21 protein-coding genes, 1 tRNA gene and 1 pseudogene are annotated in these 21,296 nt (G+C 62.3%); 14 read left to right on the top strand and 9 right to left on the bottom strand.

Annotation, left to right across the window (positions count from 1 at the left end; genetic code table 11):
- Nucleotides 1–5: 5 nt before the first annotated feature.
- The 6 genes from P0Y65_16730 to ahcY all read left to right on the top strand — a co-directional run bounded on the left by P0Y65_16730 (nt 6) and on the right by ahcY (nt 4,748).
- Complete coding sequence (locus P0Y65_16730) at nt 6–476, top strand: HPr kinase/phosphatase C-terminal domain-containing protein (protein WEK03818.1); 471 nt, start codon at nt 6–8, stop codon at nt 474–476.
- Between the two features lie 166 nt (nt 477–642).
- Nucleotides 643–1,044 (top strand): PTS sugar transporter subunit IIA, encoded by a 402-nt coding sequence (locus P0Y65_16725; protein ID WEK03817.1) that lies wholly within the window; start codon nt 643–645, stop codon nt 1,042–1,044.
- A 58-nt stretch (nt 1,045–1,102) separates the two neighbouring features.
- A complete protein-coding gene (locus P0Y65_16720; GenBank protein WEK03816.1) occupies nt 1,103–1,411 on the top strand; it encodes an HPr family phosphocarrier protein in 309 nt (102 codons plus the stop codon).
- 280 nt (nt 1,412–1,691) lie between these two features.
- On the top strand, nt 1,692–2,666 hold the full coding sequence (locus tag P0Y65_16715; GenBank protein ID WEK03815.1) for an autotransporter outer membrane beta-barrel domain-containing protein: 975 nt from the start codon (nt 1,692–1,694) through the stop codon (nt 2,664–2,666).
- A gap of 69 nt (nt 2,667–2,735) precedes the next feature.
- A complete protein-coding gene (locus P0Y65_16710) occupies nt 2,736–3,251 on the top strand; it encodes a DUF2937 family protein (GenBank protein ID WEK03814.1) in 516 nt (171 codons plus the stop codon).
- Nucleotides 3,252–3,347: 96 nt separating this feature from the next.
- Complete coding sequence (gene ahcY, locus P0Y65_16705; GenBank protein WEK03813.1) at nt 3,348–4,748, top strand: adenosylhomocysteinase; 1,401 nt, start codon at nt 3,348–3,350, stop codon at nt 4,746–4,748.
- 93 nt (nt 4,749–4,841) lie between these two features.
- On the opposite strand, the gene P0Y65_16700 is transcribed toward ahcY, so the two are convergent.
- Entirely contained in the window at nt 4,842–5,567 is a 726-nt protein-coding gene (locus P0Y65_16700) for an SDR family oxidoreductase (protein WEK03812.1), read from the bottom strand.
- Between the two features lie 81 nt (nt 5,568–5,648).
- Here P0Y65_16700 and P0Y65_16695 point away from each other — a divergent pair, with 81 nt between their 5' ends.
- The 3 genes from P0Y65_16695 (at nt 5,649) to tsaE (ending at nt 9,495) form a co-directional block, all read left to right on the top strand.
- Nucleotides 5,649–6,269, top strand: coding sequence for a TetR/AcrR family transcriptional regulator (locus P0Y65_16695; protein WEK03811.1), 621 nt, complete (start codon nt 5,649–5,651; stop codon nt 6,267–6,269).
- Nucleotides 6,270–6,640: 371 nt separating this feature from the next.
- Nucleotides 6,641–9,031 carry a PAS-domain containing protein gene (locus tag P0Y65_16690; protein ID WEK03810.1) on the top strand — a complete coding sequence of 797 codons (2,391 nt, stop codon included), beginning with the start codon at nt 6,641–6,643 and terminating at the stop codon, nt 9,029–9,031.
- 14 nt (nt 9,032–9,045) lie between these two features.
- The gene (tsaE, locus tag P0Y65_16685; protein WEK03809.1) at nt 9,046–9,495 is read left to right on the top strand and encodes a tRNA (adenosine(37)-N6)-threonylcarbamoyltransferase complex ATPase subunit type 1 TsaE; all 450 of its coding nucleotides are present in this window, start codon (nt 9,046–9,048) and stop codon (nt 9,493–9,495) included.
- On the opposite strand, the gene P0Y65_16680 is transcribed toward tsaE, so the two are convergent.
- The 4 genes from P0Y65_16680 to P0Y65_16665 form a co-directional block, all read right to left on the bottom strand.
- On the bottom strand, nt 9,492–9,980 hold the full coding sequence (locus P0Y65_16680; GenBank protein WEK03808.1) for a DUF1810 domain-containing protein: 489 nt from the start codon (nt 9,978–9,980) through the stop codon (nt 9,492–9,494). The two genes, tsaE and P0Y65_16680, sit on opposite strands and share 4 nt — an antisense overlap.
- A 3-nt stretch (nt 9,981–9,983) precedes the next feature.
- Nucleotides 9,984–10,157, bottom strand: coding sequence for a hypothetical protein (locus tag P0Y65_16675; protein ID WEK03807.1), 174 nt, complete (start codon nt 10,155–10,157; stop codon nt 9,984–9,986).
- A 17-nt stretch (nt 10,158–10,174) separates the two neighbouring features.
- Entirely contained in the window at nt 10,175–11,329 is a 1,155-nt protein-coding gene (locus P0Y65_16670) for a DUF2235 domain-containing protein (protein ID WEK03806.1), read from the bottom strand.
- A gap of 426 nt (nt 11,330–11,755) precedes the next feature.
- Nucleotides 11,756–12,574 (bottom strand): DUF1206 domain-containing protein, encoded by an 819-nt coding sequence (locus tag P0Y65_16665; GenBank protein WEK03805.1) that lies wholly within the window; start codon nt 12,572–12,574, stop codon nt 11,756–11,758.
- A 198-nt stretch (nt 12,575–12,772) separates the two neighbouring features.
- Between P0Y65_16665 and P0Y65_16660 the strand changes: the two genes are divergently transcribed.
- Together P0Y65_16660 and P0Y65_16655 are read left to right on the top strand one after the other, a co-directional pair.
- Nucleotides 12,773–13,438 (top strand): DUF5343 domain-containing protein, encoded by a 666-nt coding sequence (locus P0Y65_16660; protein ID WEK03804.1) that lies wholly within the window; start codon nt 12,773–12,775, stop codon nt 13,436–13,438.
- Nucleotides 13,422–14,012 carry a TIGR02391 family protein gene (locus tag P0Y65_16655; GenBank protein ID WEK03803.1) on the top strand — a complete coding sequence of 197 codons (591 nt, stop codon included), beginning with the start codon at nt 13,422–13,424 and terminating at the stop codon, nt 14,010–14,012. The genes P0Y65_16660 and P0Y65_16655 overlap by 17 nt, the downstream gene beginning before the upstream one ends.
- Before the next feature lie 169 nt (nt 14,013–14,181).
- Here the strand turns inward: P0Y65_16655 and polA are convergent, their stop codons facing one another.
- On the bottom strand, nt 14,182–17,103 hold the full coding sequence (polA, locus tag P0Y65_16650; GenBank protein ID WEK03802.1) for a DNA polymerase I: 2,922 nt from the start codon (nt 17,101–17,103) through the stop codon (nt 14,182–14,184).
- Nucleotides 17,104–17,315: 212 nt separating this feature from the next.
- On the opposite strand from polA, the gene P0Y65_16645 reads away from it, so the two are divergent.
- A complete protein-coding gene (locus P0Y65_16645; protein WEK03801.1) occupies nt 17,316–17,705 on the top strand; it encodes a response regulator in 390 nt (129 codons plus the stop codon).
- A 60-nt stretch (nt 17,706–17,765) separates the two neighbouring features.
- Here P0Y65_16645 and P0Y65_16640 read toward each other — a convergent pair whose 3' ends face one another.
- Nucleotides 17,766–18,395, bottom strand: coding sequence for a PAS domain-containing protein (locus tag P0Y65_16640; protein WEK03800.1), 630 nt, complete (start codon nt 18,393–18,395; stop codon nt 17,766–17,768).
- Between the two features lie 135 nt (nt 18,396–18,530).
- Here P0Y65_16640 and P0Y65_16635 point away from each other — a divergent pair, with 135 nt between their 5' ends.
- On the top strand, nt 18,531–19,199 hold the full coding sequence (locus tag P0Y65_16635; GenBank protein WEK03799.1) for a hypothetical protein: 669 nt from the start codon (nt 18,531–18,533) through the stop codon (nt 19,197–19,199).
- A gap of 108 nt (nt 19,200–19,307) precedes the next feature.
- On the opposite strand, the pseudogene P0Y65_16630 reads toward P0Y65_16635, so the two are convergent.
- Nucleotides 19,308–19,757 (bottom strand): annotated as a pseudogene (locus P0Y65_16630) (lytic transglycosylase domain-containing protein).
- Nucleotides 19,758–20,041: 284 nt separating this feature from the next.
- On the opposite strand from P0Y65_16630, the gene P0Y65_16625 reads away from it, so the two are divergent.
- Nucleotides 20,042–20,118 (top strand) — tRNA-Arg (locus tag P0Y65_16625).
- 177 nt (nt 20,119–20,295) lie between these two features.
- Here P0Y65_16625 and P0Y65_16620 read toward each other — a convergent pair.
- Complete coding sequence (locus tag P0Y65_16620; protein ID WEK03798.1) at nt 20,296–20,883, bottom strand: hypothetical protein; 588 nt, start codon at nt 20,881–20,883, stop codon at nt 20,296–20,298.
- Between the last annotated feature and the right edge of the window lie 413 nt (nt 20,884–21,296).

Here is a 21,296-nt window from a genome sequence, read left to right as displayed (position 1 = left end):
TCGTCATGACCAAGCCACTCAATGTTCACGGAACAGGCCTGCTGCTGGGCGAGACGGGTGTCCTGCTGCGCGGGCCATCCGGCGCTGGAAAGTCCGTGCTTGCCCTGACGCTGCTTGATCGCTGGGAGGGCAGGGGGCTCCCCGCCTTTCTCGTCTCCGACGACCGTGTCGATCTGCTGCAGCGAGGCGACGACCTCGACATGCAGGCGCCCGACAGCCTTGCCGGGCTGATCGAACTGCGCGGCCGCGGCATCGTCAAGCGCCCGCACCAGAGCCCCGTGCCGCTCCATCTCGTCGTCGATCTCGTGCCCGATCTCGTCCGCATGCTCGAGGAAGACGAACTGGTCACCGAACTGGCCGGCGTCCGCATTGCGCGCACGCCCGTGCCCTATGGCGATGTGGTCGGCGTGGCGCATCAGATGTTGCTGGTGATCGAGGCGATTGCCGCTCTTGGACCGCAACCCACGGCACCGTGAGAAAAAACCACTTGAATCCGGGCCGTTACAGGCCGAAAATGAACCATGCTCGTCCTACTGGGCCGGGTTCGCGTTCGTGTCGGCTTGGGAGCCACATGGACAGGGGGCAGGAATTGCTGGAATGCCGTGGGCGCCAGGGCGTGGCGCGGCAGGCTGGGGACGTTGCATGATAGGTCTGGTTCTGGTGACGCATGGTGCGCTCGCCAATGAATTCAAATCGGCTCTCGAACATGTCGTGGGGCCACAGGAATATTGCGAGACCATCGCTATCGGTCCCGACGACAATATGGAAAATCGGCGTAACGACATCCTTGCCGCGGTCGACAAGGCCGACAATGGCGCAGGCGTCATCATCCTGACCGACATGTTCGGCGGCACGCCCTCCAATCTGGCCATTTCCGTCATGCAGAATCGCGAAGTGGAAGTGATCGCTGGCGTCAACTTGCCCATGCTGGTCAAGCTCGGTCGCGTGCGCAACGACATGGCCATCAAGGATGCCGTCAGCCTGGCCCAGGAAGCGGGCCGCAAATATATCACCGTCGCCAATTCGATCCTCGGAGCCACCTGACATGGCGTTTTGGCGCGCGACCCCGCTCCCGATCTCAGCTTTGCGGATATTCCGGTAAATGGACGGATCGGGCGGCAGCCGGGCGGTCGCCCAGCAACTCACCATCGTCAACCGCAAGGGCCTGCACGCCCGCGCTTCGGCCCGTTTCGTTCGCACGGCCGAATGCTTTGACGCCAATATATCGGTGATAAAGGACGGCTCCTCGGTCAACGGCAATTCCATCATGGGCCTGATGATGCTGGGTGCCGGACCGGGTTCGACCATCCTCGTCCAGGCCAGCGGCAAGCAGGCCCGCGAGGCATTGGAAGCCATTGTCGAGCTGGTCAACAATGGCTTTGACGAAGACAGCGACGGCATCGCCGGCTGATTGCCCGCCCGCCGCTTCGTAAACAAATCCTTTCCAGATCGGCTTTGACCTTCCCTCTCAGCTCATGGCTCATTTGACCGTGAGGGGCTGGATCATGACGGCGATAAGCGCGATTTTGCAGCCAGTCTCCCGCGGGAGATGAGCGGGAAGCCAGCGTCAGTCCTTGGGGCTTCCCTGATTGCGTCTGCCTGGGCGTTTGGCCGGCAGCGCTCATGCGTGACAGGGACCGCATACGAACATGGTGGGATGGTTCCGGCCCCTTTGGGCAGGGCGCGGCCTTTTGCGGCTGCTGCCAGCGGCATTGCTGCTCGCTCTGATCGCTGCTGCGCCGGCAAAGGCGCAGGGTACGCCCGACCTTGGCCAGATGATGGAGCGCAACCGCATCATCGTCGCCAACCTGCCAACAACATCGGACCGCACCGACCGGATCAAGGGAACGGTGCAGATCTCCAATTCGGCCGGCCCCTTCATGAAGGCGCTGCCCGGCGTCATGTCCGGTAGCCCCATCCCGGTCGCAGCCTCGCTCGCCGCCTTCGACAAGCTGGGCGGCAACCGCAAGCCACGCCTCTATGATCTCTGGGTCAAGGGTCGCGCCATGCCCAAGCAGGAATCCAGCGCCAGCCATCACCTCGCCACGCTCAGCACCGGTGTCGACTATCTGGTCAGCGAAAAGCTGCTGCTTGGCACCTTTGCCCAGACCGATCTCGCCGCCTCCGCCGCCATTGCCGGTTGGAGCCTGGGCGGTTTCGGCACGGCGCGGCTGAGCGAGAACCTCTATGTCGACGTGCTGGGCGCCCGCGGTGGCCTCGCGGGCCAGAGCCAGGCTTCGAACTGGCTGATGACCACATCGCTGACCGGCAAATGGACCGCCAATCAGTGGACCTTCGGACCACAGGTAAAACTCACCCATTTTTCCGCCTCGGCACCGGAAGGCGTCGATGCCGACGGCGCCATCATTGAGGCGCAGCGCAAGGCGACCAGCGAACTGGCGGTCGGCCCGAGCGTTTCCTACAAGCTCACCACGGTCAACAAGATCATCGTCACCACCGGCCTCAAGCTCAATACGGTGGCCAATCTGGTCGCCGAGAACGGCACCGACCTCGCCGTCGACGGCATCCGCAGCGGCCTCGAGGGCACGCTCAATATCGACCTGCCCAGCGGCACGCGCTGGAAATCCTCCATCGGCTATGACGGCATCGGCCAGGGCGGCGGCAATTTCAACCTCAAGGGCACGCTATCCGTCTCGCTCGACTGATCTGGCAACACGCCTTCATGCAACCGTAACCATGACCAGCCCATTCTTCCTGGCATCGAGGAGCAGGTCATGCGGCGAGTGATAGCGGGGATCGGTGGCGTCGGACTGGCCGTTGTCCTCAGCCAATTCCCCGAATATGCCCAGCAATACACCCAGCGTCTCGGCGGTGCCGTGGATGAATTGCGCATCATCACCCAGCGTTTCGACACCGAGGCCGCTGCGGCGGGGCTGGACCGCCAGCAAGCGCTGGACCGCTACAATACCGCCACCGACGGCTTCATCGTTGGCCGTGGCACCAGCGAAGCCGCCAATTTCGTGCGACTGGAACAGTTGAGCGGCACCCTGGCGCAGATCCAGAATGCCGATCCGGTGGAGCGCCTGCAGTCCCTGCCAGCCTATCTCGACAGCGACATCGGCCGCCGGACCCTCGAAAACTACAAGCCGGCCGTGCCCGTCACGATGGAAGGCATCCTCTATGCCGGCGTCGGGCTGATCCTGGGCTATCTGGTCATGTCCGGCCTCTGGCGCTTCTGCGCTTTGCCGATCAAGCAGATCCGCAAGCGGCGGTACGCGGCCTATCGCTAGATAGATATAAGCATTTCTTTATGTCCCGAGTTGATAAGCGGGCTGGCCTTGCGTATAGCAGAGCCAACCTTTTCCTGTGCGCTCCGGAGCCTCAGCATGACGACCACTGCCAACGACTTTGCGGTCAAGGACATTTCCCTCGCAGCCTTCGGCCGCAAGGAACTCGACATCGCCGAAATCGAAATGCCCGGGTTGATGTCCATTCGGGCCGAGTATGCCGCGGCCCAGCCGCTCAAGGGCGCCCGCATTGCCGGCTCGCTGCACATGACCATCCAGACCGCCGTGCTGATCGAGACGCTCGTCGCGCTCGGCGCCGAAGTGCGCTGGGTCAGCTGCAACATCTTCTCGACCCAGGATCATGCTGCCGCGGCCATCGCTGCCGCCGGCATCCCGGTCTTTGCCCATAAGGGCGAGACGCTGGAAGAATACTGGGACTTCACCGACCGCATGATGGACTGGCCGGGCACGACCCCGAACATGATCCTCGACGATGGCGGCGATGCCACCATGTATATCCTGACCGGCGCCAAGGCCGAGAAGGACATCTCCATTCTCGACAAGCCCGGCAATGAGGAAGAGGAAATCTTCTTCGCCACCATCAAGCGCCGCCTCGCCAAGTCCCCGGGCTTCTTCAGCAAGATCCGCGACGCCATCCGCGGCGTCTCCGAAGAGACCACCACGGGCGTGATGCGCCTCTACCAGCTGCACGCCAAGGGCGAACTGCCTTTCCCCGCCATCAACGTCAATGACTCGGTCACCAAGTCCAAGTTCGACAACAAGTACGGCACCCGTGAATCGCTGGTCGACGCCATCCGTCGCGGCACCGACGTCATGCTGGCCGGCAAGGTCGCCATCGTCTGCGGCTATGGCGACGTCGGCAAGGGTTCGGCGGAATCGCTGCGTGGCGCCGGCGCCCGCGTGCTGGTCACCGAAGTCGATCCGATCTGCGCGCTGCAGGCCGCCATGGAAGGCTTTGAGGTCGTAACCCTCGAAGAGGCTGCCGAGCGCGCCGACATCGTCGTCACCGCCACCGGCAACCGCGACGTGCTGATGGTCGACGACATGCGCAAGCTCAAGGACATGGCCATCGTCTGCAATATCGGCCACTTCGACAACGAGATCGACGTGCTCGGCCTGCGCAACTTCAAGTGGACCAATGTGAAGCCGCAGGTCGACCTGGTCGAAAAGCCCGATGGCAAGCGCCTGATCCTGCTCTCCGAAGGGCGCCTGGTGAACCTGGGCAATGCCACCGGCCACCCGAGCTTTGTCATGTCTGCCTCGTTTGCCAACCAGACCCTGGCCCAGATCGAACTCTGGATCAATGGCGAACAGCTTGAAAAGAAGGTGCATGTCCTGCCCAAGCATCTCGACGAAAAAGTCGCCGAACTGCATCTGGCCAAGCTGGGCGCCAAGCTCACCAAGCTGACCAAGGACCAGGCCGACTATATCGGCGTGACCGTCGAAGGCCCGTTCAAGTCAGGCGAATACCGCTACTGACCCGGATACGGCGACAAGACGCGCAACAACAAAAGGCCCGACCTATGTCGGGCCTTTTTTATGGATTGCCAGCGGCCGACGACCGTTTGGTTGTCAGGCCTTGAAGGAGGCCAGCTGCTGGTGGAGCATGGGATAAAGCTCCTCGCCCTTGAGGCTCAGCATGGTTTTTAGGCCACGTGTCTGTTCATCGGCGAGGATTTCCATCGCGCCATCGACCACACCATCATAGGCCTGCGCCACGACACTGGCCGGGCTCACCTTCGGCACATCCCAGCGCGACGACATCGGCGTATCGACCATCCCGACCAGAAGGCCGATAACTTGGGTCTTCTGCGCCTGCAGTTGGAAACGCAGGCCATTGGTCGCCGACCACATCGCGGCCTTGGAGACAGAATATCCTGTCGATAACCCAATCCAGGCGGCCGCCGACAACACGTTGAGGATGGTGCCGCCGCCATGTGCTGCCAGGACGGGCGCAAAGGCATTGGCGACCCGCAATGTGCCAAAAAAATTGGTCTCGAAAATGCGCCGCAGCTCCTCTTCAGGACCCGACATGGAGTCGCCGGCGGGCGCGATGGCGGCGTTGTTGACCAGCAGGTCGACGTCATCGGCGCGCTGTGCAGCGTCGATCGCCGCCTGCGCGTCCATGAGGTCGAGTGTCAGTGGTTGAACGCGGCTGTCATCCCAGTCACGCGGCTTGCGTGCCGCCGCATAGATCTTGCGGGCCCCACGCTCCAGTGCCTGCATCACGAACTGTTCGCCGAGACCGCCATTGGCCCCTGTGATCAAAACCGTCCGCCCTTCGAGTGACTTTAGCATTTGAACTCTCTATATATAAGTGGGGATCTTCCCCGAATTGATTTTATATGGGGGCAGTCCCCACTTAAGCAAGGAGGGGGAATGACAATTTCGTCCGCAGAAGGGCAGCCTGTAAAAACCGCGCCAAAGACGCGTGGGCTCCGGGCTGATGCGATGCTCAACCGTCAGGCCATTCTGGCCGCCGCCCGACAAATCTTCGAGGCCGAGGGCGTGCTGGCGCCTCTCGACGGCATTGCCGTGCTGGCCGGTGTCGGCAATGCCACGCTCTACCGGAACTTTCCCACGCGCGACGACCTGCTCGTCGCTGTCATTCAATCGAGCTTCGACGATGCGCTGCAGCATGGGCAGGCGCTCTCTCAAACCCTCACGCCTGGTCAGGCGCTTGCCGAGTGGCTGGTTGGATTGGCCTGGCGCCTGCACATCTGGCACGACCTTCCCCATTGCCTTGCCTCAGCCCATGCTGAGCCATCGGCGTCCCTGAACGATGCCAACAGACCGATGATCGAGGAGACCCGACGGCTTCTGACAGCGGCCCAAGAGGCAGCGCTGGCCGTCGCCGGGGCTACTGCCGAAGAGGTCTTCGAACTTGTACTGGCGCTGTCATGGGCAATCGATCGCTATGGCGACACCGAGGCGTCGGCGCGCCATCGCGTGACCATGGGCACGGCCGGCGTCTTCGTGCCGTTCGATGGTTCTGTATGATAGGGGCAGTTTTGCCTACAATTGCGCCACCGAACGGGTATCAGCGCCGGTTCGGAAGGTTGCTGCTTCGTTCACGGTCAATCCCCGATATCCGTGCTTTGCCCATAATGCACACCCATTAAGACTCTTTTAGGCGATTCTCGCTGCCGCTATGGTCAGGATGATTCGGTTACTGGGGGACAGTCACCGCGTCGGAGATGGCCGGAGTCAATTCTGATTCTGCGTTTGGCCTCTTCTTTTGAGTGCAAGTGTATCGGTTCGTTTGGGGAACCGACTGGCAACGACAATTGACCTAGAGGGCTGCTATGGCGCCGGATCACTTCCGGAAGCATTGGGGATTCGCACTGCTTGTCGCGGCCCCTCTTACCCTGATGACGGCGGTCCCCGCCCTCGCTCAGGACACCAATCCTGCGGCCTTTCTGGGTGCCGCGCCTCTTGCCATTGCCGTCGGCGCAGGCGCCTTCGCCATTCTTGCCCTGGCCCTGATGCGCACCATGCGCAGCAATAGCCAGCTCGAGCAGCGCCGCGCCGGCGACCAAATTTCCGGCTTGCGCGCCCTGGTCGATGAGTATGAAGCCCTGCTGTCCGGGCCACGCGAAGTCACGGTGCTCTGGACCGAAAGCACCGAAGGCGGGCATCGCCTTCTCGGGCAGGCCGCATCGGTCCTGCCCATCGGCCGCCGTCCTGAAAGCGTCCTCAACTTTGCGTCCTGGCTCAATGCCAATGACGCCGAAAAGCTAGCGCGCCATCTGGAAGATCTGCGGGTCCATGGCCATGGCTTTGCCGACAGCGTCACGACGCTCGACGGTCGCCTGATCCGCGCCAATGGCTGGGTCATTGGTGGCGGCGCGGCCCTCCGCCTGCGCCCGGCCTTCTTGCAGCCCGGCGCCGAGCCGACGCTGGTTGCCGCAGCTGCGACCGGTGATCTCAGCTCCGTGCGCACCGTGCTTTCGGCCCTGTCGCAGCCCGCCTTTGCCCGCGACAAGTCCGACCGCCTCGTCTATGCCAACGCCGCCTATCTGCAACTGGCCAAGGCCGCGGGCAAGAACGGCACCGAGGCCGCGCCACCCGAATTGCTCGACACCAACCAGCTGCGCCAGCACCTGGCTGCCTGCAATGGGGACCAGGGTGGCACCATGCCCGTCGCCTGGCCGGGTCTGGGTGCCTTTGAAGTCGTTGAATTCACCATCAATGGCGGTCGCGCCGGCTATCTGCGTCCGGCCGCTGCCGAGGACGGCAGTCAGCAGGTGGCGGCAGGGCTCGGTCATGTCGGCGGCATCATTGCCGCGCTGACCACGCCGATCGCCATTTTCAATGCCAAGCGTGAACTGGTCCAGTTCAACGAGGCCTACGCCGCGCTCTGGGGCCTGAGCCGGGTCTTCCTTGTGCCTGGTCTCGATGAGCGCGCCATTCTCGACAAGCTGCGCACCGAAAGCATGCTGCCCAATGTGGTCGACTACCAGACCTGGCGCAGCAAGCACCTTGAAAGCTATAACCGCAAGACGCCGCACGAGGACGAGCCCTGGCATCTTCCCGACGGTCGCACCATAAAGGTGATCTCGGCGCCTGCCGGCCCGCAGGGGGGCGTCATCTATGTCTTCGAGGACCTGACCGAGCGCCTGCAGCTGGAATCGACCAACAAGTCCTTCTCCAATGTGCAGCGCGAAACCATCAACGCGCTCTCGGAAGCGGTGGCGGTGTTTGGCACCAATGGGCGGCTGACCCTATCCAATCCGCGCCTCTCGGCGCTGTGGAAGCTGCCGACCAACGAGCTGGGCAAGAACCCCCATATCGACCAGATCGCCGAGGCCTCGGGCCGCGCCATTCCCGAGGACGGCGCCAGCATCTGGCGGGATCTCAAACGCGGCATCATAGACCTCAACCCGACCCGCTCCGACCAGACCGGCCGGCTGAACCGCTCCGATGGCCGGCTGCTGGATTATGCCATCACCCGCCTGCCCGACGGGCAGACCATGATGACCTTCCTCGATGTCACGGAAAGCGCGAGCTATTCGAAAGTGCTCAAGGAGCGCAACGATGCGCTGGTCGCCGCCGACCTGCTCAAGGATGCCTTCGTCGAAAATGTCTCCTACGAGCTGCGCTCACCGCTGACCAACATCATCGGCTTTGCCGACCTGCTGGCCAACGAGGGCGGCGTGCTGAGTGAGCGGCAGCAGGCCTATATCGACTATATCCGCGCCTCCTCGGTGACGCTGGGCGTGTTGATCGACAATATCCTCGACCTCGCCTCGGTCGATGCCGGCATTGCCGAACTGCGGCCCGAGCATCTCGATGTGGTCCAGCTGATCGACAAGGCCAAGGCCGGACTCTCGGCCACCTTTCCGGAAATCTCGGGCGAAAAGCCGATCAATCTCGTGGTCGACATCGAACGCGGTCTGCCGCCCTTCATCGCCGATGGCACGCGCATCGTGCAGGTGCTTTACAATCTGCTCTCCAACGCCGCTCGCTTCTCCCCGCCCGGTGGGGAAATCCGCCTCTCGGTGGCGCATCGCGCCGACCGCATGCTGTTTGTAATCGAGGACGAAGGCCCGGGCGTCACCGACGAAATGCGCGCGGCCATCCAGACCCGCATCGACACGCCCTCCGGCCGCCAGCGCGGCGCGGGCCTCGGCCTCGCCATCGTCAAGACTTTCGTCAATTTGCACGGCGGCACGATCATCGCCGAAAAGCGCGAACCGCGCGGCAGCCGCATCGTTGTGAACCTCCCGCTCGATAGCGCCATGGCTGGCGTTGCCGAGTAAGCGAGGGGCGAAAATTGGGCACCGATTTTTCGCATATCCCTTCGCGTCTGGACAGCTTTCTGCCCGACGATGCCGCAACCACTGCCCTGGGGGCAGAACTGGCTGCGGCATTGCGGCCGGGTGATCTGGTCATTCTGGACGGAGATCTGGGGGCGGGGAAAACGGCCCTGGCCCGCGCCATCATTCGGGTCCTTGCGGGTGATGAAAAGCTCGATGTGCCGTCGCCGACCTTTGCCCTGGTGCAGCCCTATGACACGCCCAAGGGGCCGGTTCTACATGCCGATCTTTACCGGCTGGGCGATCCGCGCGAGGTCGATGAACTCGGCCTGCTCGACAATCCCGACGCCGTGGTGCTGGTCGAATGGGCCGAGCGTTCGCCGGAAATCGTCGCTGCAGCGACGCTGAAGGTGGCGCTGTCCATTCCGCCCGGCGGCGAGGGGCGCCTGGTCAGCATTTCCCGCTAGAGCAGATCCACCGTCGCCTGATCTTCCCGGCTGCGGAAGAAGGCGCGCAGGGCGCGGATAAAGACCTCGTCATCCGGATCGGCGCGGTGAAACAGCGTCATCGATGAGTGGAATTTGAGATCATCGGGATAGCCGAAGATCTGCGACAGGCTGCGCGGGGCCACGCCGCCCGGTCCATGCAGCAAGACGGCCTGCGTGCATTCGCGCAGCCGTGTGGCCAGGATTGGATGGGCCAGATAGGCCTCGGCCTGATCGAGACTGTCGATGGCGAAATGCCGCGCGGTGGCGGTGCGGCCCAGTCCCGCGATCTGCGGAAAGACAAACCACATCCAGTGGCTCCGCTTCTGCCCGGCGCGCAATTCGCCCAGCACCTGCGGATAGACCTGGTTCTGCGCCTCGAGGAATTTGGCGATAAAGCTGCCGCCGCCAAAACTGCGACGCGGCGACAGCGTATTGCTGGTCTGGGCAAAGCCGGGCTGTTGCATGGCCTAGTGGTCCCGCCGCTCGGGGCGGTCCTGCCCGTCGTGCTCTTCCTCAAATTCCCCGGCCGGCAATTCGGCGTCGCGCCTTGCCTCGGTGAGCGAGCTGAACCGTTCGCGACGTGGGCCGGTGAAGCGTTTGTCGCGCGGCAGCGGGTTCTGGCTATTGGACTGTTGTTGCATGTCAGGCACTCCTTCCATCACGGCAACGGGCCAGAGCGCCGGCGGTTGCCGATTGTGATCGGCTGGCCCGGCCACCATGCCTTGAGCGGCTCCGGCCGATAGGCGTCGTCGGTCTGCATGCGCGCAATGGTGGCCGGTGCCAGGACGTCGCCCGGCGCCGGGGCGGGACGGGGTGCCTTGCGATAGATCCAGTCGAGGGGCCCCGCCTCCTTGGTGACATTGCTGAGCGGGGCGGCATTGTCGATGCGGCCTTGCGCCAGAGTGATCAGCGCCGGATCAAAAGCCAGTCCCTGCTTTTGCGCGCCTTCGAGAATCCACAGCAGCGCATTGTCTGACAGGCCCCGGATGGACCCGCCGCCACCCACCGAGCCGTGATTGCCGGGAAACCACATCTGCTCGTAGAGCTTGCCCGTGGCGCCATTGAGCAGGGGCAGGTTGTCCCATAGCGTCGGCTCGAAACTGCGCCGCATCTCGTCGGTGGCCACGGCATGGCGCGCCGAATGCACCGTGCTCGAGAGCCGCGCATCGTGGAATTCATAGGCGCCGATCCTGCCGGTCAGATTGCTGAGATGGAGATGCTTGGGCAGGCCCAGCGCCTCGACCGTGTCCCAGACGCCGATATAGCGGATGTCGAGCAGGGGCGTCGCCGCCACCTGGGCCGGATCGGCCCCATGCGCCACCCGCCAGGCGCGATCCTCGTCCTTGGCCAGCGTCTGGGGCGAATAGGTCATGCGGAACTGCTGCGCTTGATCGTCGTCCGGCGCCACGGCCTTGAGCTGGTAGAAATCGAAGGCCTTCTTGATGTCGCGGCCGCTGGCCCGCGGAATGATGCCGCATTTGCGCAGCAGCCCGCCCAGTGAACGGGCGGTGAAGGCGCCGCGCGAAAAGCCGAAGATGAAGATCTCGTCACCCGGCTCGTAGTTGAAGATCAGGAAGCGATAGGCATCCGCGACCTTGTCGAACAGACTCCAGCCAAAGGCGCCGGCCAGCCGCGTTTCGACCCATTCATTGACCACAAAGGAGGTGCCCACGCCCTCGTTGTAATGCACCACCTGCGGCACCTTTTTGGCCCCGGTGGACAGCACCGCCTGCGCCGCCAGCAGCACATTGGTCGGCTCGTCCGCCGCCATGCGGTTCCAGGTGCCATCGCAAAAGATCGCCAGTCGCTTCATGTCCCTCTCTCCCCAGCCATGATGCAGCCGAACTATAGAAGTCGATGACGAGCGGGGAAATAGGGGCGCTTCCCGATGCTCAGGCGTACCAAAGCGCCGCCTGAAACACGGTTTTCACAATTCTTTGCGCCCCAAAGGGCGGATCCCGAGACGGCTTTCGCCTCTGGATAATTGAATAACGAGACGGAGGCCGCCTCGGGATGCCGGTTTTTGGCTCAACATCGGTTATCGCGGACTGTGATCCTTGCCACAGCCGGCCGATGCTCGGACCTGCACGCGCCAGCGAAAGCCGTGCCCGGCGCCCTTCACCACTGTTCGCCTGCAGGCCGCCCATGTGAAGAGGCTGACAGGATTGTACAGTAGGGTTTGAGGGGTGGGGAAAACTCTCTCTAAAAATGCACTCAAACCGTTGAGGTGAAAGATAATTCAAACCCCGGGCACGGCGCGTTTGATGTCGCCCAGCCCCGGCGCATCCATGCGGCGGTAAAGGCCCTGCACCACGCTATAGGCGCCAAAGGCAACAAGGCCGAGTGCGGCGAGGCCATAAAGGTAGGGCCCGAAGGGCAGGGCATGCACATAGTCGAGTGCATCGCTGATGCCGCCGGCCTGTTCGGGCGAGACGCTGATGGCGGCATAGAACACGAAAAGGCCGATGAGGACGATCAGCGCGCCGCGCGCGGCAAGCCCGAAGCGGCAGACCGGATCGAGCAGCCTCGACTGTGCCGAGGGGATCGCCAGCCGCTTGCGATAATCGCGCGTCACGCCCTTCCACACCTGCACAAGCCCGGCCGCGATGACGCCGACGGCAGCAAACCCGAGAAGCACGGCGCCAAAGGGCTGCGCCAGCAACAGGGCCGAAGCCCCCTGCTCCCCGCCTTCTCCGCCCGAGCCGCCGCCCACCACCGCCATGCGCGCAGCCGACAGGGCCAGAAAGACATTGGCCCCGGCGCTGACCACCGAGCCGATCCGCCCGGCATAGCCCTGGGCATTGTCATCGACATTGTCCGCATTGAGCAGCCCCTGCGCCAGCCGCCACAGGATATGCCCGACAAGGCCAAGGGCCACCAGCCCCAGCAGCACCCGCCCGAAGGGCAGGCCGAGCAGGGTCGAAAGCGCATCGGACGACCCATCGGCCGCAGTTCCACCCCAGATGGCGGAGACGAGCGCGAGGCCGCCGAGCAGCAGATAGACCACGCCCCGCGCGGCATAGCCGAGACGGGCAAGGGTTTCGAAGTGGTTGGACATGGGGAGCTCCGGTGGGGACCGGAGGGGAATGGGGAGGGAGCGGCGGGGTTCCCCTTTGGCCTGACAGCACCCTGGTCAATCGCTTTCAGTGAGTATGAGAATGTGGGTGACTGTGGAGAAGTCACGGCATAGTTGACGGCGGAACATAACAGGAATATTCGTTGCTATATCGCAAAAGATCGGAGCTGAGATTCGACAATGGCTGATATTAGTTCGTTTCCACAGGTGCCAACTACTGTGTGGTGGGGCGTGAGAAACCTACTAAATAAAACGCCGAGAGCAACTGTGTCGGATGATCTGCTGGGTGTTGAATTGGGTGTGCAGCAGGCTGCAGCACGTCAGTATGTTTCAGAACTAAAGCGCATTGGAATACTGTCTGAGGACAACAAGGCCACGGATCTTGCTCATAAATGGCGCATGCAAGACTCATACTCTGAGGCAGTTTCGGAGATACTAGACAGGTGCTACGGGGATAGCCTTCGGACCGTCGCGCCCGATCCAAGTGAACGTGCTAAGGCTGTGGACTGGTTTCAACGCCAAGGGTTGGGCGAAGGGTCAGCACGAAACAAGGCTGCATCATATTTCCTAATTGCTAGTCCGGAACCTGGTGAAGCGCCCGCCCGACCAGCATCATCCACCCAAGCCAAGCCACGAAAAGCAGTTCCCGCTTCGAAAGTAAGCACCGAGAATCTGTCCTTAAAATCCGAGAGTCAGGTGGATCAGAAAAATCATAGCCAGTTTCAGGGCGCTTTTCCCGTGAATCTGAATCTCCAGATACATATTAGCGCCGACGCTAGCACTGACCAAATCGAAGCCATTTTTAGCTCGATGAGGAAGCATTTGGGTAATGCACGACTTTCTTGAGGGCGTTAGGCGTTTTCGCGAGTTTCTTTTGGAGGTGGGTGCCTCCCAGTCAACTTTGGCCTTGCCTGCTCCACGAATGCTGGCGCTCGCCGCTCCGGAGGAGGAGGTAGACCCTCAGAGACTTTATACAGTTCTTATTGTCGAGCCTGAACTAGTGGAGGTATCTAGAGACTTGTTTGTTTCCGGACACTTCTCTCTTGCGATCCAAGAGGCGTTCAAGGCGCTGGAGAAGTTCCTTCAAGTCAGAGTGGACAATTTCGCGTCCGGCACCACGCGAATGGACCAAGTTTTTAGCCCCAAGAGCCCGCAGCTAGCTTGGTCAAATCGGCGGAATCAATCCGAAATGGATGAGCAACTCGGATACCATCGAATGTTTGCAGGTGCGGTTCAGGGTATCCGCAACCCTTGCGCTCACGAGTTTAATTGGGTGGATGAACCAGAGACAGCATTGGATCTTCTGTTGTTTGTGCAACATCTCTTGCGAAAAGCTAGGATGGCAGCCCCGCAACGTCCAAGAAATGGCCGCGAGGCAGGCGCGATAACTAATATTGGGCAAGATACCTCTAACGCTTAGCGATAGCTGGTATTTCACTATGAGAGCGCACGCTTTTAGGACGGAATTTGAGACCGTCGCTGCAGGAAACCATCCTGCCCGCTGTAAATCCGGGCCCTGCGAGCATGGCTCTCCGGGCCTGATCACCTAAAATCGCTCTACCGGAGCGATTTTGCCTGCGGCACGGCGATCAGTGCGCTTCGTCCCAGTTCTTCGCCGCATGGGCATCCACTTGGATCGGCACTGACAACCGCACCGCCGGTTCTGCCGCGCTTTCCATCACCTTGCGGATCGCCGGAATCGCCGCCTCTTCCGTGCCTTCCGGCACTTCGAAGATCAACTCGTCATGCACCTGCAGCAGCATGTCGGCTTCGACGCCGGCGCGGGACAATTCGCCTTCCATGCGGATCATGGCGCGGCGGATGATGTCGGCGGCAGAGCCCTGGATGGGGGCGTTGATGCTCGCGCGTTCGACAAAGCTGCGTTCGGCGGCGTGGCTGGAATTGGCATTGGGGAAATTGATCTTGCGGCCAAAGATCGTCGTGACGAAGCCGTCGGCCTTCACCCGCTTCCGCTGGCTGTCCATATAGTCCTTGATGCCCGGGAAGCGCTCGAAATAGGTCTTGATATAGTCGCCGGCGACGCCGCGCTCGATGCCCAGCTGATTGGCGAGGCCGAAGGCGGAAATGCCGTAGATGATGCCGAAATTGATCGCCTTGGCGCGGCGGCGGACTTCGCTGGGCATGCCTTCGACCGGCACGCCGAACATTTCGCTGGCTGTCATGGCGTGAATGTCGAGACCTTCCTCGAAAGCGTCCTTGAGCGCCTGGATATCGGCGATATGGGCGAGGACGCGCAGCTCGATCTGGCTATAGTCGGCTGAAATCAGCACCTTGCCCGGTGCGGCGACAAAGGCGGTGCGGATCTTGCGGCCGTCGGCGGTGCGAACCGGAATGTTCTGCAGGTTCGGATCGTTGGAGCTGAGGCGCCCCGTGAGAACCGAATGCTGCGAATAGGTCGTGTGCACGCGGCCGGTGCGCTGGTTGATATATTCGGGCAGGGCATTGGTATAGGTGCCCATCAGCTTGGTCAGCTGGCGCCAGTCGACAATGGTGCGCGCCAGCGGCACGCCCTTGAGCGCGAGGTCTTCCAGGACATCGGCGCCGGTCGACCAGGCGCCGGTCTTGGTCTTGGTGCCGCCTTCAAGCCCCATGCGATCAAACAGGATTTCGCCGAGCTGCTTGGGTGAGCCGAGATTGAAATTGGAGCCGGCCAGCTCATAGGCCTCGGCTTCGAGCGCCGCGGCGCGCTGGGCGAAATCGCCCGAGAGGCGCGCGAGGATCTGCCGGTCGACATGGATGCCGCGGCCCTCCATCCGGCCCAGCACAGGCGCCAGCGGGCGCTCGAGGGTTTCATAGACCGTGGTCATGTTTTCGGCGGCAAGGCGGGGCTTGAGGATCTGCCAGAGGCGGATCGTCATGTCGCTGTCCTCAGATGCATAGCGCGCCGCCTTGTCGAGCTCGACCTCGGCAAAGGTGATCTGCGACTTGCCGGTACCGATCAGCTCCTTGATCGAGGTGCCGGGCACGCCCAGCCAGTGATCGGCCAGATCGCCGAGGGTATTGTATTGCGGGCCATCGAGCGAATAGCTCAGCAGCAGGGTGTCATCGATCGCATTGACCGCAATGTCATAGCGGGCGAGGAGGCCCAGGTCGTATTTCGCATTGTGGAAGATCTTGAGGATCGCCTTGGAGGCGAACATGGGACGAACCATGTCGAGCGCCTGCCGGATATCCATTTGGCCGTCGACCAGCCCGCCGCCGAGCAGGTCGCCGGCGCCCGTCGTGTGGCCGAGCGGCAGATAGGCGCCGGTGCCGGGGGCGATGGAGAAGGAGAGCCCGACGAGATCGGCGGTCTGGTTGTCGAGGCCGGTGGTTTCGGCGTCGGTCGCCACATAGCCGGTCATCTCGATGGCATCGAGCCAGCGCTGCAGCTGGGTGGCATCGCGGATGATCTCATAGGCTTCCGGCTGGAAGGGAATGGCCTTGATGCGTTCGTGTTCGGCCGCGGCATGAAGGATCAGCGGCGCCTCGGCCTTGCCGGAGGCCTCGTTGCGCGCGGCTCGGGCTTCGGCGCGGGCCTCGTTGTTGAAGCCGATCGGACCGGCAGTGCTGCCAGCGGCGGCCAGCTCCGGATCGGGTGCCCAATCGTCTGGATTGGCGTCGAGCAAGCCGGCGAGGCGCTTGGTGATGGTGGCAAATTCCATCGCCTTGAGGAAGGGGAACAGCAGGCTCGCCTCGATCGGCTGGCGCGCCAGGGCATCGAGATCGAGCTCGACGGGCACTTCCTTGCTAAGCGTCACGAGGCGCTTGGAAATGCGCGCCAGCTCGGCATTGGCGATCAGCTTTTCGCGGCGGGCATTCTGCTTGATCTCGGTAGCGCGTTCGAGCAGGGTTTCGAGATCGCCATAGGTATTGATCAGCTCGGCCGCAGTCTTGACGCCAATGCCTGGCACGCCTGGGACGTTGTCGACGGTATCGCCGCACAGCGCCTGAACGTCGATTACCTTGTCGGGCGTCACGCCGAATTTGGTGAACACCTCGTCCATGCCGATCCAGCGCAGGGGCGGCTGGCCGGGGCGGGGAATGGTGTCGAGCAGGCGGATCGAGCCGTTCGGTTCGACCAGCTGCATCAGGTCCTTGTCGGAGGAGACAATGGTCACCTTCATGCCAGCGTCACGCGCCTTGCAGGCATAGGTGGCGATGATGTCATCGGCCTCCCAGCCCTCCATCTCGATGGAGGGAATGTTGAAGGCGCGGGTGGCCGAGCGCGTCAGCGGAAACTGCGGCACCAGCTCTTCGGGCGCCGGCGGGCGCTGGGCTTTGTAATCGGGATAGAAATCATCGCGAAATGTCTTGCCCTTGGCGTCGAAGATGACGGCCATATGGGTCGGCTCGTCCTCGGCCTTGAGGTCGTCCATCAGCTTCCACAGCATGTTGGTAAAGCCCTGCACGCAATTGACGGGCAGGCCGTCCGACTTGCGGTTGAGCGGGGGCAGGGCATGGAAGGCGCGGAAGATATAGCCCGAGCCGTCGACGAGCAGCAGATGCATGAACCGATTCCATTCTGAAGAGCTGCGACTTTAGGGCAATCTGGCGCGGGCCAAAAGGGTGCGCGTGGCCTGAGGTCCAACCTCCCGGATGTAATTGGGCCATGTTTATGACCTACTGTAGAACATCTGCCCGGCATCGCCCCTTCCCAAATTGCTTCCGGCACGCCATAGACTTGGCGGGGGGCATCCAATCGACCACGAAGGCCTAAGTCATGACCGCTGATGCAAAAACTGCCCGTTCGACCATCCTTGTGGTGGATGACGACGCGCTGATCAGCATGAATACGATCGACATGATCGAAGACCTCGGCCACGTCGCGCTGGAAGCTTTTTCCGGCAAGCAGGCGCTCGAGATCCTGGCTGCCAATCCCGATGTCGACGCCATTGTCACCGACTATGCCATGCCCGGCATGAATGGCGTGGAACTGGCCGGCAAGGCTCGCGCCCTGCGGCCCGGCCTGCCCATCCTTCTGGCCACCGGCTATGCCGACCTGCCCTCGGGCGAACAGGTCGACCTGCCGCGCCTGCCCAAGCCCTATCAGCAGACCGAACTGGCAACCCAGCTCGAGCTGATCCTGTCCGCAGCGCCGCAGGCGAGCTGACCTGAACAGAAGCATGTTCCTGCAATTCGGGAGATGGGGTGGTTCGAAGCGGGCCGGAGGCTAGATTTCGATCTCGCCGCGCTTGGCAGCTTCCACGGCCAGTTGCACGCGATTGGTGGCGCCCAGCTTGACCATGGCGGCCTGCACATGCTGCTCCACCGTTCGCGCCGCTATGCCGATGATGATGGATATTTCGAGCGAGGTCTTGCCGCCGGCAACCCATTGCACCACTTGCCGCTCGCGCGGCGTCAGCACATTGTCCGATTTGCGGCTGCGCACCAGCACTTCCGCGCTGGCATCGGTGCCGACATAGCCGCCCAGAGTGCCATCGGCGTCAAAGAACGGATGGCCGACCGCGATCACCCAGCGGTATTCCTCGTCGTGTCGGCACAGGCGATATTCGGTGTGATACATGACGCCGCGCGCCGTGGCATTGAGGAAGACGTCCAGCGCCTGCTGCCGATCGTCCCGGTGCAGGGCATTGGCCCAGCCGTCGCCTTCGGCTTCGCCCGGTTCCTGACCGGTGAAATCGTACCAGTTCTGGCTCATGTAGATGCAATAGCCATCCGGCTCGGTCATCCAGACCATCAGGGGGGATTTTTCGGCGACTGATCGCAACTCGGCGCGCTGCGCGTCCCAGTGAATAGTTCGCTCAGCGCTGATCAGGCGTTTCGCTGCTTGTGGAACCACGAACGCCTCCTCACATGGATAGGTATCAACGACCACGCTGATCTTCGGTTCCGTTCGGAACCCGAATTTTTGTCGAGACACCAAAGATTTGAATTTGTATTTCCTTGAGACTTCAACGCACGAGCGAGACCCCCGATGCTGCCATGGATAAAGCTGGACCGCGCTCAGGTGCCGGGGGGCGACACGCTGCAGTTGATGCAGCGCGGCAGCGAATTTTCCATCATGGCCGGCACGACGGAACTGATGAACAGCCGCTTGAGCGGGTCGGAAGAAGCCCTGGCGACGCTATCGGCAGAACGCCTCGCTGGCCGGCCGCAGCCGCGCATATTGATCGGTGGCCTGGGCATGGGTTTTACGCTGCGCGCGGCGCTGACCAGTTTTGCCGCAACCAGTCAGATCATCGTCGCCGAACTGGTGCCCGAGGTCATCGCCTGGGCGCGCGGACCGCTGGCATCCATCCATGGCACCAGCCTCGACGACAGCCGCGTCACCCTGCACCAGGGCGATGTCGGCACGGCGATCGAGCGTGGGCGTTTCGATGCCATCCTGCTCGATGTCGACAATGGTCCCGATGGCCTGTCGCGCCCCGCCAATGACCGGCTCTATTCGGCGCGCGGCCTGGCCATTGCCAAGGCGGCGCTGGCGCCGGGCGGGCATCTCGCCGTCTGGTCCTCGGCGCCCGATGCCCAGTTCACTCGGCGCCTCAAGCAGGCCGGTCTTGCGGTGGACGAGGTCAATGTGCGGGCCAATGGCAAGCGTGGCGGCGCGCGCCACACCATCTGGTTTGCCACCAAGAAAGCCTGAAAAGCTGCGCGGCTAGAGCATTTCACCGTAACGGCGAAACAGCTCCTAGTGTTTGTATTGTCGCATTTTCGAGCCGCAAAAGTGGCAGCCACTTTTGCTGAAAAAGCTCTAGCGCAGGCCGGCCTGGACCAGGAGGCCCGCGCGCTTGGCGTCGTAGTAATAGCCGCGGGCATAAAAGCGCACCGCCTGGTCGGCATTGCCGCCAGCCGTCACATAGGCACCGGCGAGGTAGCGCACGGCAAAGCGCAGGTTGGTTTCGGCATCAAGCAGGCCCGAGGGCGAGCCGCGGTAGCCCTGGCCGGTCGCGGTGGCATGGCTGATCTGCATCAGCCCGTAATAGGGCCCATTGCGCGCCGCCGGATTATAGCCGCTCTCGCGCTCGATGACCCGGCGCACCAGCGATTCCGGCACGCCATATTCATGGGAATAATGGACGATCAGCGGATCGAGCGAACCATCGGCATAGCCCATGGCCGACGGCGCTTCGGGCACCGCCGCTGCCTTGGGCACATGACCGGCTGGCGTCGGCATGGCAAACGAGGCCAGCGCCGCGGTGGCACCGCCCCCGGGGGCGGGCTTGAAGGCACTCATCGAGCAGCCGGAAACCGCAATTGCCACGAGAACCATGGCGCCAAGGGGCCTGATGCTGCTGAAAAGTGTCGTCGTCTGAGCCATATACCCACTCTAGCGCAATTTCGCCCGAGGCGCGATAGGCTCCAATCACGGCAGACTGATGGCAAATTGATGACGCGGGCCCCACAACGCAAAACCCCCGTTGCGCAGATCGCCCGCTTTGGTTACGTTGCGCCCGTTCAGCCGGGATCCTTCCCCGCGTCACGGATGCACCCGTAGCTCAGCTGGATAGAGCGCTGCCCTCCGAAGGCAGAGGCCACACGTTCGAATCGTGTCGGGTGCGCCAATATTTTCAATTGTTCGATAGGTTACATCTGCTTCCCAGAAGCGGGTGTCCCTGACGTGACGATCTTGGCGCGCCCCTGCTATGCTGATTGCACAAATGCTGCTCAGAAACGCAGCAGTGGTTCTCCAAGGAGCTCACTCGTGCAGCCGTTGTATAACTGGCGATGCTTGGTGTTGATCAGCGATAAGTTTCGCGTTCGCATTGGTCTTCGGCCGGGCAGCCCGCGATAGGTCTGTGAAATCGTGTTGGCCTGCACGAACCTGTCCAGCATCGACCGGGTGAAGAAGTCGTCCTGCTCTGCCGCGGCAACATGACAGAAGGCGCAGGACGGTCCAGATCGCATTTCGGCAAGGTTTTCGCCGGGCCGTATCGATCCATACTGCCACTGGCCATTCTGCAGGCGCTTAAACGGCCGACAAAAGGATCGGCGCCGACCTCGACCGGTTCGCCCCAGGGCGAGAGTTCAAGAGCGTCAGACACGCTGTAAAAGACGACACGCTTCTGCGTTTTGACGTTGACCGCGACGACGTTGCCATACGGATGCCATTGGTCGCTGTCACGCCTCGGCTGGGGCGTATCGCTTGACCCGATCACATCCAGTTCGGCCAGATCGAAACCGACGACACCGGCAAAGGCGCCATTGGCATAGTCGACCAGTTGCAGCAGGTTCGCATCCTGGGTGTTTGATACCACTGCAACCATGTCGCGATCAGGATGGGCAGCCAAAGTATCCGGATTGTTGCCGATCTCTGCCGGATCGGCCATGGCCAGCTCGGGCCCAGTAAGTCCACTGCGAACAGGCGGTTGCCGGGCGGCAAGTCAATGGCCTGTGTGACGCCAGGCGTCCTCACTCTCCGGATTGTTGACGAAACTCAGTTTCCTTGCACTGATGAGAGCGCGCGAAGCCGCGCTGATCGCAAGTTGCCGACTCAGGCTGTCGATGAATACGTCGAGTAAGTCGAGTAAGTAGCTCGGGGGCGCCACCACAGCGGCGCCTATGATCCACGCGTTTTTCGCCTCCGGCGTCATCCGGTAAAATAATATGGCACCCCTCGCCGCCGGCCTGAAGCAAAAATTTGACGGTCAGGACGAGCGCCAGGAGGTTTGCGAGGCGTCCAAGTCCCAGCAGAGTAATCAATAACGCGGTTCGTCCAAGGCTGCGCCGCGCAAACTTTGTT

This window comes from Candidatus Devosia phytovorans, assembly GCA_029202405.1.
Lineage (GTDB): Bacteria > Pseudomonadota > Alphaproteobacteria > Rhizobiales > Devosiaceae > Devosia > Devosia phytovorans.
Note: the sequence above shows the minus strand (reverse complement) of the source record. Positions and strands in the feature narration are given on the sequence as shown.